Source organism: Psychroserpens sp. S379A (assembly GCF_049800755.1).
In the GTDB taxonomy this organism is placed as follows: domain Bacteria; phylum Bacteroidota; class Bacteroidia; order Flavobacteriales; family Flavobacteriaceae; genus Psychroserpens.
Window position 1 is genome coordinate 364,009 of record NZ_JBNAFQ010000001.1, and the last position, 13,795, is coordinate 377,803.

Annotated in this window: 16 protein-coding genes; 8 read left to right on the forward strand and 8 right to left on the reverse strand. The window is 31.6% G+C overall.

Going from position 1 to position 13,795, the window contains the following annotated elements; all coding sequences use genetic code 11:
* Positions 1-31 precede the first annotated feature (31 nt).
* Entirely contained in the window at positions 32-1,336 is a 1,305-nt protein-coding gene (locus ACP15M_RS01525) for a hypothetical protein (RefSeq protein ID WP_425075402.1), read from the reverse strand.
* A gap of 275 nt (positions 1,337-1,611) precedes the next feature.
* Complete coding sequence (locus ACP15M_RS01530) at positions 1,612-2,076, reverse strand: hypothetical protein (protein ID WP_425075403.1); 465 nt, start codon at positions 2,074-2,076, stop codon at positions 1,612-1,614.
* Between the two features lie 360 nt (positions 2,077-2,436).
* Here ACP15M_RS01530 and ACP15M_RS01535 point away from each other — a divergent pair, with 360 nt between their 5' ends.
* The 3 genes from ACP15M_RS01535 to ACP15M_RS01545 all read left to right on the forward strand — a co-directional run bounded on the left by ACP15M_RS01535 (position 2,437) and on the right by ACP15M_RS01545 (position 4,461).
* Entirely contained in the window at positions 2,437-3,048 is a 612-nt protein-coding gene (locus ACP15M_RS01535; RefSeq protein ID WP_425075404.1) for a hypothetical protein, read from the forward strand.
* Between the two features lie 83 nt (positions 3,049-3,131).
* Complete coding sequence (locus tag ACP15M_RS01540; RefSeq protein WP_425075405.1) at positions 3,132-3,938, forward strand: DUF6597 domain-containing transcriptional factor; 807 nt, start codon at positions 3,132-3,134, stop codon at positions 3,936-3,938.
* A 67-nt stretch (positions 3,939-4,005) separates the two neighbouring features.
* Positions 4,006-4,461 carry a DUF6265 family protein gene (locus ACP15M_RS01545; RefSeq protein WP_425075406.1) on the forward strand — a complete coding sequence of 152 codons (456 nt, stop codon included), beginning with the start codon at positions 4,006-4,008 and terminating at the stop codon, positions 4,459-4,461.
* 16 nt (positions 4,462-4,477) lie between these two features.
* Here ACP15M_RS01545 and ACP15M_RS01550 read toward each other — a convergent pair whose 3' ends face one another.
* From ACP15M_RS01550 to ACP15M_RS01565, 4 genes are all read right to left on the reverse strand, one after another.
* Positions 4,478-5,386 (reverse strand): peptidoglycan DD-metalloendopeptidase family protein, encoded by a 909-nt coding sequence (locus ACP15M_RS01550; protein WP_425075407.1) that lies wholly within the window; start codon positions 5,384-5,386, stop codon positions 4,478-4,480.
* Positions 5,387-5,552: 166 nt separating this feature from the next.
* A complete protein-coding gene (locus ACP15M_RS01555) occupies positions 5,553-6,353 on the reverse strand; it encodes an energy transducer TonB (protein WP_425075408.1) in 801 nt (266 codons plus the stop codon).
* Between the two features lie 104 nt (positions 6,354-6,457).
* Positions 6,458-7,045, reverse strand: coding sequence for a hypothetical protein (locus ACP15M_RS01560; RefSeq protein ID WP_425075409.1), 588 nt, complete (start codon positions 7,043-7,045; stop codon positions 6,458-6,460).
* 336 nt (positions 7,046-7,381) lie between these two features.
* The gene (locus ACP15M_RS01565) at positions 7,382-8,179 is read right to left on the reverse strand and encodes a hypothetical protein (protein WP_425075410.1); all 798 of its coding nucleotides are present in this window, start codon (positions 8,177-8,179) and stop codon (positions 7,382-7,384) included.
* Between the two features lie 338 nt (positions 8,180-8,517).
* On the opposite strand from ACP15M_RS01565, the gene ACP15M_RS01570 reads away from it, so the two are divergent.
* The 4 genes from ACP15M_RS01570 (at position 8,518) to ACP15M_RS01585 (ending at position 10,872) form a co-directional block, all read left to right on the forward strand.
* On the forward strand, positions 8,518-9,165 hold the full coding sequence (locus ACP15M_RS01570; RefSeq protein ID WP_425075411.1) for a hypothetical protein: 648 nt from the start codon (positions 8,518-8,520) through the stop codon (positions 9,163-9,165).
* Positions 9,166-9,246: 81 nt separating this feature from the next.
* Entirely contained in the window at positions 9,247-9,789 is a 543-nt protein-coding gene (locus tag ACP15M_RS01575) for a DUF488 family protein (protein ID WP_425075412.1), read from the forward strand.
* 9 nt (positions 9,790-9,798) lie between these two features.
* Positions 9,799-10,278 carry a DUF488 family protein gene (locus ACP15M_RS01580; RefSeq protein WP_425075413.1) on the forward strand — a complete coding sequence of 160 codons (480 nt, stop codon included), beginning with the start codon at positions 9,799-9,801 and terminating at the stop codon, positions 10,276-10,278.
* A gap of 3 nt (positions 10,279-10,281) precedes the next feature.
* Positions 10,282-10,872, forward strand: coding sequence for a dual OB domain-containing protein (locus ACP15M_RS01585; protein ID WP_425075414.1), 591 nt, complete (start codon positions 10,282-10,284; stop codon positions 10,870-10,872).
* 311 nt (positions 10,873-11,183) lie between these two features.
* Here the strand turns inward: ACP15M_RS01585 and ACP15M_RS01590 are convergent, their stop codons facing one another.
* Positions 11,184-11,657: a hypothetical protein gene (locus ACP15M_RS01590; RefSeq protein ID WP_425075415.1), complete on the reverse strand. Its 474-nt coding sequence runs from the start codon at positions 11,655-11,657 to the stop codon at positions 11,184-11,186.
* A gap of 38 nt (positions 11,658-11,695) precedes the next feature.
* Positions 11,696-12,604: a hypothetical protein gene (locus ACP15M_RS01595; protein ID WP_425075416.1), complete on the reverse strand. Its 909-nt coding sequence runs from the start codon at positions 12,602-12,604 to the stop codon at positions 11,696-11,698.
* 147 nt (positions 12,605-12,751) lie between these two features.
* On the opposite strand from ACP15M_RS01595, the gene ACP15M_RS01600 reads away from it, so the two are divergent.
* On the forward strand, positions 12,752-13,786 hold the full coding sequence (locus ACP15M_RS01600; RefSeq protein WP_425075417.1) for a sensor histidine kinase: 1,035 nt from the start codon (positions 12,752-12,754) through the stop codon (positions 13,784-13,786).
* Positions 13,787-13,795 lie beyond the last annotated feature (9 nt).

Below are 13,795 nucleotides of genomic sequence, written 5' to 3' on the forward strand. Positions count from 1 at the left end.
ATAAGCTTTTTTTGTTTAGGCATGTAGGATTTTAGTCATTATCATCTGTAACAGCATAGATTCTATTAATTCTTAACCTAAAATCTGGTCGCTTTGAATTTTTTAAATCGATAAATGTTTCAGAGTCTGGTCCTTTAGAGTATACATTATTGAAAGCTCTGTTACCATACCAGTTTTCTAAATCTTCATTGTTGGACTTATATTTTGTAAAAATGTTGCCTTTACAGTTATTGAAGTATGTTCGAGTAAATCCAATTCTATCTAGATTTTCACTATTGATAATAATTTTACTATCTAAGTAAACTGCTGGATTAAATCCTGAGATTACACTTTTATCAATTGAAAATGAAACATCTTCACCTATATAAATAGCTTCATTTACCAATCCAACTTTTATATCGTAATCAAGATCATCACTTACATTTACTAAGGTTAAGTTTTCTGCTTGAATATTGGTATTGTTTCTTGAAAAATCAACATCTTCTTTTTTATCATATGCCAAAGCATTGATGCATCTAGATACCTCAGCACCTGAAGCATAAGGAGACCTAATCGCTAATGAATTTACAATTTTGCATTGCGCACCATAATTAAATTCATAGTCATTAATATTAGATTTATAAGAGACCAATTTTTCTAAATTAACATCACCTCCTAAAACATTAAAAGAGTTGCCTTCGCAATAGCTTACCATAATGTTTTCAATAATGGTTTGTTGACCAACACCTGCTAAGGTTAAACCATTAAAGTAACCATAGTCTTTGGTGCGTTTTCCTGCAAACTCAATTCTGACGTATTTTAAAATCCCTGAATAGCTATCACTGTTGTTACCACCAAAACTAATGCTGTTTGCATTAGAAGGTTCTAGTCCATAATTTAAGGCATCTTCACTACCAAATTTATTAGTTGGCGCATCACCAAGAATAAAAATTCCGCCCCAATCTCCAGGTTTTTTTAAGCTTCTACTAGAAGTAAATATAATAGGATCTGTATGTGTTCCATTGGCCAGAATTTTTGAATCTTTGCTTATTGTAAGTGATCCTTTAGTTTCAAAGTCACCAATAATAACAGTTCCTGGTTCGATTGTTAGTGTTGTACTATCGGTTACAAACACATCACCTAAAAGCAAATAAATATCACCTTTATAAAGTTTCGTGTCTCTTGTAATGTTGCCACTTAAAATTTGAGTTGGTTTACCGTAATCAACCTTATTAGGTTTAAATTCTGTCCAAGGATTTAGCCAATTATCATAGCCTATTATTCCTTTTTCTTGTTGCGCAGATACACTGCTAGAAATAAGCAAGAATACAAGTGCAATTTGAGTAATTTTTTTCATAGTGGTTAAATTCATTTAGTTTAGATAAGTGGGTACTTAAATATATGTATCAAACATAGGGTTAATACTTATGAAATGCAAAAAATATCGATGAAATACACTTTTTCAATATTTGAAAGAGAAAATTCTTACAAATAATAGATGTTATTATAGAATAATGAACTGTACTTTAAAAATCTAAGCTAAATACCAGAAAAATACTACGTAAATAAAAAAACCTCAACAGAAAATTGTTGAGGTTTTTAATCAATTAAAACTAACACTTAAAATTGAGACTAATCAGATTTATAATCGTTGTATGTATGTAGTGATTTTAAAGTTTCTTCGTAAAAAAGTATAGCAGCAATTAAATCTCTTGTATCTGAATACGGTAAAATAGTTTTTTGAAATTCTATTGTGCTATCAAAATAGTTAACAGAAGCGTCAATATTATTTTCTAAAGCCTTTTTATTTTCTTTGGTATCAGGTATACCAAGATCAGACATTGTGATACCTGGTTTTGTAGCAAAAGCAATATTAGGCAATATATTTACAATAACTTTTATACGTTCAGTATATAAACCAAGTAATTCACCTTTAGACATTCTGTCTAACTCATCATGGTTATGGTATTTAGAAATATTTACCTTACCACTAATGATGTTCATTGATTGATCCTTTTTTTTAGACTTGTTTTGAGCAAAACCCATACAGGTCATCAAGAAAAAAGTTAGGATTAATAAAGTAGATTTTGTTTTCATTTTTAGGCTTTTAAGTTAATCTGGGTTTAGCAAATCTATATAATTTATTATGAAAAACAATCTTTTTTGTTATTTTTTTTTAACACATGAAATGCATATTTATTGGATAAAGCGCACAAATACTAGATAAAGTGCGTATTTTTTCGACGAAATACTTTTAGTGATTTTGATGTAAAAAATCTTAAAAATGACAAAATTTACTCGTTTTTTTTTAATTAAGGTACGATTTGAGCTCGTAATTCATCGTAAGATTTTGCAGACCATTTCATTTTGTCGTACTAATGATACGTTAATTCGATTATTTTAAGTTTTTGAGTATAAATCAATGATATTTGATTGAACCCAAAATACTTAGCCAAAATGAAAAACGGTATTACAACAATTGCTTTTTTATTATGTTTTACAGTAATTAACTTTTCTGTTAGTGCACAAAATTCTGAAGATTACTTAAACAGAAGTCCTGTCTATGATTATACTGAACTTAAGTTAAACAATACAGATACAATTCCAGGATTCGAATCAAAGCTCAATAAATTAAAGATTTCTGGTGTTATTTATGAAAATGATGGAGTAACTCCTGCAAAAGACGTGATTTTATATATAGATCAAGCTGATGAAAATGGTGATTTTGATTTGAGGTTTCATAATAAAAAGCGATACGTTTATAATAGAGGTTGGATAAAAACTGATGCAGATGGAAGTTATACGTTTTATACTTATGTACCAGGAAACGATAGACGATACAACCAGATGCAGCAGCTGTTTCCTATAGTTAAAGAACCTTCAAAAGAAGAGGCTTACGAAATAGCTTCATTTTTATTTGAAGATGATCCATTTTTAACTAAAACATGCCGTAAGCGAATGGCTAAAAAAGGTGATGTTTCTAGAATACTTAAGCCAAAAAATGAGAATGGTCTTTTGGTTGTTCAGAAAGATATTGTTTTAAAGTCTGAAGACATATCAACTAAATAGATTGCTTGCGATTAGATTTAGCATTGTAGTACAATACATAATTCGTTGTGGTATTTTATACATTTGTATAAATTCTTTTTATTTTGATTTATAAATTACGTGAACCTTCAGAAAGCCTAAAACCGTATATAAAATCTTTTTGGTTAATTGATGGAGAAGGTGACACGAGCATTATAAAACAGAAGATTATTCCAGATGGATATCCTGAACTTATTTTTCATTATAAAGACAAGTTTAAAATTAATATTTCTGGTCAGTGGAACTTGCAAGACACTTCATTAGTAGCTGGTCAAATTAAAAATCATTTTTATTTAGAAAACACAGGTCAAACTGGTATTGTTGGTATTAAATTACAGCCATGTACACTTAAGTTATTATTTGATTTTGACATGAGTTTGGTTACTAATAAAGTAATTTCAATTAAAAAGACTAAGCTAAATGTTTTGCAAGCATTAGCTGATATAATTAAACAAAAAAACACATTTCTTGAAGCTGTAAATGCTATTGAAAATTGGTTTATTGAACTCATCAAAAACACCTCTATAAATAATAGTAAAGCTCAGTTAGCATCACAGTTAATTTTAGAAGCTAAAGGAGGCATAAAGGTTAATGAAATAATTGATACACTTAACATTAGCGAGCGAAGCTTAGAACGGTATTTTAAATCTTATATCGGACTTACACCTAAATTTTATTGTCGAGTGATACGATTTTCTAATATTTTTAATTTGATCCAATCTGAAGATTTTAATTGGTCTGATATAACTTATCTAGCTGGATTTTACGATCAATCTCATTTTATAAAAAACTTTAAAGAGTTCACAGGAGAAGAACCTTCTACTTATGGTTTTGACGAAAAAAATCTAGCAAATTTCTTTTTAATTAAATGATGTCGGTTTTTTACAATAATATCATGTTGTGTTATACGAGCTTTATACCAACATTAAATTAAATATTATGAATTTATTAAAACCTAGTTGTGTATTGATATTTAGCTTGTTCATTTTTATCAATTGTAAAGCTCAAGAAAATTTGAAGAATTTAGATGTTTTATTAGGAACATGGAAAGTTGAAAACAAATCTACACATGAATCTTGGACAAAAATTAGTGATTCTGAATTTGAAGGCATATCATACAAATTAATTGGAGTAGATAAAAAGGTATCAGAAAATTTATCAATACAAATAATTGACAACCAAGTGATGTATCACGCAACAGTTAAGAATCAAAATCAAGGAAAAACAATTTCTTTTGAACTAAATTCTAAAGAAAAAGAGCTCTTGTCGTTTGAAAATTTAAATCATGATTTTCCAAAGAAAATTCAATATAAAGTAATTACAAACGATAAACTGCTAGTAAATGTATTAGGAGAAAATAATCAAGGATTTTCGTATTATTTAATTAGGCAATAACTGATTATACTAAATTCTATAGTTCGAGCACTAGTTTTTGACCAGGTTTAATTACAGAGTGTTTGCTAATTGCATTGGTTTTACAAATAGCTGCAATAGAAACATTATTTCTTCTTGAAATTCTAGACAAAGTATCACCACGTTTAACCACGTAAATTTTCTTTTGCTTTTTAAGGCTTGCAACAGCTTCGGCTTCGGTTAATAGAGGAATAATTTTACTTTGACGTCTTGAATTATGAACATAAGCACGTGTCCATTGTTGTGTTACCCAAATTTCTTTAGCTCTAATAGAGTTTGAAGCATCAAATTGAAATAAATACTCTGGATTTATAGCAACTCCTTTATAGTTTATAACTAAGTGCAAATGACTTCCTCTAGCATTTCCAGAAACACCACCTTTACCAATATACTGACCCTTTTTAATGGTGTCATTTTCTTTTACACCATATCTTGATAGATGCGCATAAACCGTTTCTAGTCCGTTAAAATGTCTCAAAACCACAGTTTTACCATGACCTCTAGAATACCTCGACATTCTTACAATACCATCAAACATAGCAAACAGACTATCTCCTGTAACTAAATCAATATCAATGCCTTTGTGAGCACGACCTCTTCGCCAACCATATCGTGAAGTGATAACTTTATCTTTGTTTATAGGTGAAGCATAAGTTGAATCTTTAAATTTAAGTTGAATAGGGAATATGACAACTTCATCCTTAAACGGATTGTAAACAGTATGATCCCAATTTTGGGCTTTAATATCTAGAGGTGAAATTGTATCTAATTCTGTAGTAACAATGGTTGAATCTACTTTCGTGGTGATTTCAAAATCTAATTCATCTACAACATTTAGATTAATATTTTTCTGACTAAAAACACTTAATGATAATAAGGTTAATAGACACGTAAACAATGATTTCATAGTAATAATTAAAAACGCTAATTTTTTTGATGGACGAATATAGAAAATTAAAACTAAAAAAATGTTAATGGATTGTTAGTGTGAAAAGTCATTTAATTTCTAATAGTATATAATGCAAAAAGCCACAATTTAATAGTTGTGGCTTTTTTTGTTCTCTAATTAAAAACTAACATCCCATTAATCCGAAGGATATCACAAGTTCTTGATTAACTGCTTCACCTTTGCTGTTTTTAGCTGGTTGCCATGTTCCAGGTGTATTGTTAATGAGTTCAATCATTTTTTTATCTACATCAGGATAGCCTGAATCTCTATCTAGGTTAATATTTTCAATAGTTCCATGTTTAGTTACTGTAAAATAGAGTTTTGCAGGTTTTAATTTTTCAGGGTCTACATCAATTAAAACTGACTGACAGCTTTCCTTTAAAAATAGTTTTAACTGCTCTTTTCCATCGGAATAGTATGCTTGTTCTTCAGGAACTATGGTATGATGTGGTGATCTGTAACTATCGAAAGTGTAGCCCGATTGCGGATCCTTTTCATCGTAATCTACACGCATCACGAAGTTTGTTGCATAGGTTGCCGTTTGTAAGAATTTTAATTGTGCTTTGTTAAACGTGCCAGATGTTCCGTTGGCTCTGGTTGTGGTTTGTCGGTCGTTTACCACAAGGATAAGACTTGTGGTATGTACTTTATCTATATTCTTATAGGTGTCTTCATCTAGAAAGTCTGCGATAGAGGTATAGGTTTTAATCTCTGATTTTTTAATGCCTGAGAAACGCGGACCGATATCATAGATAAAGTCTGGAAAGGCTTTAAACGTTTTAGTGACCATGTTTTGGTCATGCTCTAAAGCTGTTAAGTGATTTGTAGTGGACACTGGTGTCGTGGTATTCCAACTAAAGGATCCGAATGCTGCAAGCGTTAATGTAATAATTGCAGCTAGTGTAAGTAAGGTTTGTTTTTTCATTGTATTTGATTTTTGATGATGCAGTAAAACTAGGAGGCGTTGTGCTTAAAAACTGTCAAATGAATGTGAAATAAGTGCAAAAAGTTGTTTTGACAAGGCAAATTCTAGTTTGGTTGGCATTGTTCTGGGTTGATTTTAAACGCTTGTAACTGTTTCCAAATGGCATGTTCAAAAGGCTTTGGAGAGATGCGACATATAATGATAGCTGTTTGCTGGTCTTTACACAGTGTTTGTGTTAAGTGAAGGTTTAGATCAATTACTTTCCCTGTATGGAAGCCATCAAACACTCGTAGTTTACCTGTGTTATAGACATCTTTATCTGTGTTTGTATTAGAGAACGACAATAGAGGGGCAGGGAATTCTTGTGCCCAATGGTTAGGAATCATTAGGTTGTAGAAGTAATGCTTGATATTGAATTGCACTTCGTAGAGTGGAATAGTGGTTGTAGTATTGATTTTCCATGCCATTACTAAGGTCCAAAATTCTTCATTAGTACTGTCACTCCAATTGGGAAAAAAGGTGAGCTCTTCGTAACCCTCTAAGGTTAGTTTAGGAGCCCAATCGATAGGAAAGGGAATGATCTCTTTGCCAAAGGTGCTATCTGCTACTATGATGGGTTTGGTTGTAGGTTTTTGTGCGACGCTAAAGGCAGCGCATAAAAGCACTGTTAGTAATGTTATTGATGTTTTCATTATAGTTTGTGTGTTTTTAACGAAACTACACAAACCCATACCAGACCGCTATTAAAAAGTGTCAAAAAAGTGTCAAAGTTTGATTATGAGACCTGGTATTGGACTTTACAGGAAGGCGAATGCAGCTAAACCCTAGTTTTGCATTGGTTTAACCCTAAGCACTGTTGGAGCTTACCTGGAGTATACCTGCATTAGTATTGAGTGAACATTGGGTGAACATCGGGTGAACATTGAGTGAACGCGATGGATATTATAGGTTTTACAGATGGTGGATTGTCCTTTGTATAGCTCTTGATTATGCTAAAGCAGGACTCTAAGATGCTGTTAATTGCTAAGTTACACAATTTTTATGATATCCATCGCATTAGCTAATTTTAATGGATAAGGTGTGTTGTTTTCTATTGTTATGAAATTGATGCCCAAGGCTAGGACGATGGCTGTGGTTGTGTGTAAGGGTTGCTCTGTTGGTACCTGTATTTGTAAGTCTACCGTTTGTGGTGTTTTACGTATTGGAATGGGTTGACTTATGGTGTGTGTGCCGAGTGCATTTTGATTGGGATGCTCGGGTTGGTAGGTTTTGGATTTGTGATTAAAGGTGTGTTTTGATACGGTTGCCAGCACCAGAGTGAGTTGAAGGTGTGTTGCTGTTTTGGGTTGTTTGTAGATTTGCGTCCTATCGATTTGAGTTTGAAAGGTGATGGTCTCCCGATTGGGAGTGATTTGTATTTGATATGCCGTTCTAAGCGTATAGCTTAAAGGCCGTTGTTTGTTAAGCGGAAATTGCTGGAGTAGTGCGCCATTGGTTGCCAGGCATGCCTCACGCCAACCTAGTTGTCCGTTGCCCAATTGTATGACTTTACGGCATAAGCCCGTTAGCCTTACTGCCATATAAGTATCTTGAAAGGTTTTAAAACTATCTTTTGTGTTTTGATTTCTGATGGCTTTAGAGAGGAGTGAAGCCGCAGCAAACTCCTGGTTATTCATTTTGACTTTGCGATAGGCAGGATCTGAATTGATGCGTTCTTTGGTAGGCGCAGAAGAGCGTCTGATGATTGTTTTACCGTTGAGGGTATAGGTTATGAACTTGGTGTTGTTACCAAGGAGGTCGGTTATTGTGAATTTTGGTTTCGCCACGAGGTATTGTACTTGATGCTTGTATAAATATAGCGAATATTTTCGAAATTGATTAAAGTTTGTTAGTTTTGGTTTAAAGTTAATACTACAGGTATTATTAACGCTTCTAGAATAAATTTAGTTAAAAAGCTTTTTCTACGATGTTAATGGAACACTCTTTTTACGAAACGACGATAGGAGAAAAGTGTAATGTGTGTGAATGGAAATAAACAGACATTTTAATGACATATCGACACCTTTGATTCTTATTATTTGAATTTATGTCATTTATTTCACTAAAATTCAAACAAATTATCAGCTGGCCTAAGATTTGACATCAAAAAATAAAATAAATGGATATGTCTACTATAGTTATTTTAGGAACTGCGCACTCAGAAGGTGGAGCTTGTACGTCTGAAGAATTGTATAAAATTATTCAGGAAATTAATCCTGAGGTTGTCTTTTGTGAGAGTTCACCTGAAAAATTCCCTCAATATATAAAGAGAACTGATGTTATTACTCCAGAAATGGAAGCAATTAAAAAATTAATTAAAGTAAAATCAGCTGAAATAGTTCCTATTGATGTAGATATTGATCCTTTTGATAAGCGCCTTGAGGACATGTTTTCGTTAATTAAGTGTGAAATGAAAGTATACTCTAATGCTCATAACATGCTATTAAATGAGACATATTCAAAAGGATTCACTTTTTTAAACAGTATACATAGCGACAAGATATTTAGAGATAAAAATTCCATGGAGAATTACTTTATAAATAAAGTGAATAATAAAGAGTTATCAGATTTTTATTCGAAATGGTTGAAATGGAATGACTTACGTGAAAACCAATGGATTAATCTAATTCATGACTACTTTAAAATAAATAAAACTAAAAAGGCAGTATTTCTTGTTGGTGCTGGTCACAGATTTCGATTGATGGATAAGATTAAGAATATTTATTCTAAAAATGAGCATGGTATTGATTGGAATTTTTTTCATTTCGATTGAACTATTAGAAAACGTAGGAGGAAAGAGTAATGTGTGTGGGATGGATTTTGATATACAAAGTTTAAATGTTAACTTTGAGATATGACGAGTACAATATATTCAATAGGTCATGGTAGTAAAAAAATCGAATCCTTTATTAAGGAATTGGTTACTTATGATATTGATTTTGTTTTTGATGTTAGGTCTATACCTATGTCTAAGTATAATCCACATTATAATAAACCTTTTCTAGAGCGTGAGTTAATTGAAAATAAAATAGGTTATGAGTTTTTAGGCGCACATCTTGGAGGACTACCTAAAGATGATTCTTGTTATACAGATGGAAAAGTAGACTATTCTAAACTGCGTGAAAAGGATTTTTTTAAAGTGGGAATTGAACTATTAATTGAATCTCATAATGCCAATGCCAAAATTGCTCTAATGTGCAGTGAGTTAAATCCTGAAGAATGCCATAGGAGTAAATTAATTGGGCAGGAACTTCTTAAATTTAACATATCTATTAATCATATAGTTTCAAATAGGTTGAAAGATCAGAAAACTGTTATTGATGAATTGACCAAGGGTAAAGGTTCAAATGATTTATTTGGTGAAGGTGATTTTACTTCAAGAAAAACTTACATCTAATTTTAGTATATGGACTTTTATACAATTGGTGTTTATAATTCCACTGAAAAAGAATTCTTCGATAAGCTAATAAATAATGAAATAGATACATTTTGCGATATACGTCAAAGACGCGGAGTTAGGGGTTCAAAATATTCTTTTGTCAATAGTAAAAGGCTTCAGAGTAAACTACAAAGTTCAGGAATTAAATATTTTCACTTTCTTGATTTAGCACCAACTAAAGAAATTAGAGAGATGCAAAAACAAGCCGATTTAAAGAACCATGAGCTAAAAAGAGATAGAAAAACTTTAGGTAAAGTATTTATAAATGAATACAATGATACGATTATTAATCATTTTAATTTCAGTGAATTTATAGACGATTTAAGAAAAAGTAAAGCAAGAAATATTGTTCTTTTTTGCGTAGAGGAATCACACAATGCATGTCACAGATCATTAGTTGCTAATAAATTAAGAGACAATTTTAATTTTGAAATTACCAATCTTTAAATCTTGGAAGTACTTATAACATCAAAGACCGCTTGGGGAAGTCGATTTTGTATCGGAGGATTAGAGTTAGCCACTGGAAGATATGTCCGACTGATGACAACTATAGGTACATACCAGCCTATGAATTCACCTTTCCAGATTGGCGAAATTTGGAATTTAGAGTATAATTATCGACCTGATCAACCGCCACATGTAGAAGATGTTAGAATTATACGTAGAATTGGTTTGATTAGGAAAGTTAATAATATGTATAACTTTATTACGCAAAATTGTACAGTTTGGAATGGCAGCTATAATGTACTTTTTGGAGGAAGATTAAGATGGAATGGAAGTGGTTATATTAATGATCCTAATAATTTGCCAGCTAATAGTGTTGGCTTTTGGATATCAGATCAAGATTTATATTGGGATGGTGAATACTATGTTTATAGAAGACCACGATTGAAAACCAACAAGAGAATTAAATATAAAGGAATCCAACAACCAATTCCAGTGATACCAGCAGGAACATTAATAAGAGTTTCTTTGGCTAAATGGTGGGATGGACAAGGTGGTGAAAATAGATGCTACTTACAATTATCTGGTTGGTATTGAATTAAGAAAAGAGGAAACCCTTTTCTTAAAGAGTTTCCATCTTATGAAGCTTTGTTATAAAGCTGAATTAACTTTTCTAAATCAACTGATGGGTAATTTAAACTAACATAATTCTGAGGTTTTTAAAAATTTCAAGTTTTTGTTTGAACAGATAGATGTCTTAGCAGAAATCGATAAAGTTGATTACAAGTACTAAACCTGACCTCATAAAATTTTAGCGAAAACACTCCTAAGACAAGCTTAGGAGCGCTAGGAGAGTGGAGCATCTTATTTTAGGCTATGCAAATGCAAGGCTTTAGAGGGGTGCCTTATTAGTTTAGTTTTCTTTTAAAGATGTAGCGCGTGATAAAAATGCCATTTCCATCTTTTGCACCAGCATCGCTTTCTACACCACTTGTGACGAAGACTAAATGCCACCCTTGGGACATCATTGCTGTTAGTTTTGAGGAGATTATAGCATCGTTTGCTGCTATATTTTGAAAGCGTATGCCACCAATATTATAGAAGTTTAATAGTTTTGTTTCTTCAAAATCTTTTACTCTAATATCTTTTCTTTTAGATTTATTTCTAGTATTATCATCACTTGTTTGAGAGGAGGTAAATGTTTTATAGTCTCGTTTATCGTTTGTGGAGATTAAACGCGATCTACCCAATCCGTCTGGTATAATAGATTCTACACTTGTAATTACTTTTACTTCAAATTTTGGATTTAATGTATTTTGAGCAAAAACATTAGTAGTTAGAAGCGTGACTACTGCAATTGCTATTAGTTTTAGTTTTATCATTTTGATTTATTATTGTTTTACTATTTATTATTGTAATACTATTGCAGTACTATTCCGAAGGCCACTTCTAAACCTTGAGGTATGAGATTTAGAAACGTTGTAGTATGATCTCCAGGACCATTAATTATGTTGGTGTTTTTAGATTCTAAAAACTGTACTTCGTTAGTGGTAAGGCTGCCAACTGCTTCATCGGAATCTCCATAGATATAGGTTATGCTTGATAGGTCTTCTATGGTGTTAAAAAGTTGTGTATATCGATTCATTGAAAGTTCAGCACTAATTCTATTATAATTTCTTTCAATTACGTTTGGATGTGGATTTAATTCTACAATTGGAGTAACTCCGTTTTCAAAATATCCATTTTTACCTTCAGCAGCAGCTTGCCAAATAACATCATTTATATCTAATCTGCCAGAGATGATAAGATACTTATTGGCGATATCTATTCCTTTATTTGCAATGAGCTCTTGCGTTACAAAGGCACCAAATGAATATCCTAGTACATATACGGTTCTGCCTTGGTCTTTAAAATAGGTTATAACATTAGAAAGCATCTCTATACTTTGTGTATTAAAGGAAGCCGCTTGGGTTAATGTGATGTCTGTTCCGGCTACTATATCTGGATTTAATGTTTGTGCTTGATGCACAGTTACCGTTAAAATACCTTCTGGACTAAAAATTGGTGCTAAATCATCTACAAAGTCTGTAGCAAACTCTGTACTAGGTCCACCTGGTATGAGTACCATTACTGTTTCTGCTTTTTCGTCTCCTCTGAAGTGAATTAGATCTTTAATTTCTTGAGATATTTCTTTAGTTTTTACAGAAGGAGCTCTATCATCATCATTAGAACAAGAGCACATAAAGACCAAACACATTACAATTAGTACTGTATTTTTAAATGCATAAATACGATTTAACCTTGTTGTTTTTGATAACACTTTTTTCATGATTTTTTTGTTTATAATTTTTGAGCAAAGAAATGGTTAAAAACACTTTAGAGTTGCATAATTTGATAACCGATGGTTATTTGTTGATGAACGAAAGAATTACTTAATTACAATTAAATAATATGTTTCTTTGTACAAAAGGTACCCATGCGCAAGATTAAATCAATAAAGAACATACTACTACATCTGTTGATGTGGGTATTAAATTATTGGTTGTTTGCTTTTGTTGTTCATTCTGATTGGAACGGGTTTAATAATGTATATACTCCTAATAGTTTAGCTTATGCCTATACCTATGGACTTTTTACCAATATATTTTTGTTTTACATACAAGTGTTTTGGTTGGTGCCCAAAATTTATATGCATAATAAAAAAGCGAAATACTATGTGCTTTCTTTATCAATATGTCTTGTAGTTTCTTTAATTGAAACTTATTTTGATTATTTGTTGTATGATGTCTTTGAAATCTATGATACAGATGAGTTTATAGATAACTTTAGCGCTACGGTTGCTGTTAACTTGCTATACAGTATTGCTGGTTTTTATTATATTTTAAGACAAGCGCATAAAGCATCTGAAAAGCAAAAACAGTTATTAAAAGAAGCCTCTTTAAAAACAGAATTAAAGTATTTAAAAGCACAGTTAAATCCTCATTTTTTATTCAACGGAATTAATAGTGTTTATCATTTAATAGGTAAAAACAATCACCTCGCTAAAGATACTTTGCTACAATTTTCGGAACTGTTACGCTATCAATTATATGAAAGTGGTACGCAAATTAGTATAGAAAAAGAATTAGACTTTGTATTGCAGTATATAAAGATGGAAAAAACACGTAAGGGCTCAGATATTCAGCTAAGCTATAGCATAGCATTTGAGAATGCCACGAAAAAAATAGTTCCGTTATTATTAATTCCGATAATAGAAAATGCGTTTAAACATTGTAGTAATCACATTAACAATAATGACAATAGTATAGCCATAAATATTAAAGAAGTAGGAGGTAAGATCACATTACATTGTGCAAATACTTTTGATCGTGCAATTGATAAAAATGCTGTTGGTGGTGTTGGTTTAACAAATTTAAAAAGACGTTTGGAGTTAGTATATCCAGATCAGTATGAACTAACTATACATAAGAAGCACTCTAGGTTTATGGTTGACTTGATTATAGATTTATAACATATAAAG

Excerpts from the sequence above, each read along its gene's own strand:
- ACP15M_RS01570 (WP_425075411.1), top strand. The coding sequence starts at position 8,518 with ATGTCTACTATAGTTATTTTAGGAACTGCGCACTCAGAAGGTGGAGCT.
- ACP15M_RS01550 (WP_425075407.1), bottom strand. The coding sequence starts at position 5,386 with ATGAAATCATTGTTTACGTGTCTATTAACCTTATTATCATTAAGTGTT.
- ACP15M_RS01575 (WP_425075412.1), top strand. The coding sequence starts at position 9,247 with ATGACGAGTACAATATATTCAATAGGTCATGGTAGTAAAAAAATCGAA.
- ACP15M_RS01530 (WP_425075403.1), bottom strand. The coding sequence starts at position 2,076 with ATGAAAACAAAATCTACTTTATTAATCCTAACTTTTTTCTTGATGACC.
- ACP15M_RS01580 (WP_425075413.1), top strand. The coding sequence starts at position 9,799 with ATGGACTTTTATACAATTGGTGTTTATAATTCCACTGAAAAAGAATTC.
- ACP15M_RS01535 (WP_425075404.1), top strand. The coding sequence starts at position 2,437 with ATGAAAAACGGTATTACAACAATTGCTTTTTTATTATGTTTTACAGTA.
- ACP15M_RS01590 (WP_425075415.1), bottom strand. The coding sequence starts at position 11,657 with ATGATAAAACTAAAACTAATAGCAATTGCAGTAGTCACGCTTCTAACT.
- ACP15M_RS01600 (WP_425075417.1), top strand. The coding sequence starts at position 12,752 with ATGCGCAAGATTAAATCAATAAAGAACATACTACTACATCTGTTGATG.
- ACP15M_RS01560 (WP_425075409.1), bottom strand. The coding sequence starts at position 7,045 with ATGAAAACATCAATAACATTACTAACAGTGCTTTTATGCGCTGCCTTT.
- ACP15M_RS01555 (WP_425075408.1), bottom strand. The coding sequence starts at position 6,353 with ATGAAAAAACAAACCTTACTTACACTAGCTGCAATTATTACATTAACG.
- ACP15M_RS01525 (WP_425075402.1), bottom strand. The coding sequence starts at position 1,336 with ATGAAAAAAATTACTCAAATTGCACTTGTATTCTTGCTTATTTCTAGC.
- ACP15M_RS01595 (WP_425075416.1), bottom strand. The coding sequence starts at position 12,604 with ATGAAAAAAGTGTTATCAAAAACAACAAGGTTAAATCGTATTTATGCA.
- ACP15M_RS01545 (WP_425075406.1), top strand. The coding sequence starts at position 4,006 with ATGAATTTATTAAAACCTAGTTGTGTATTGATATTTAGCTTGTTCATT.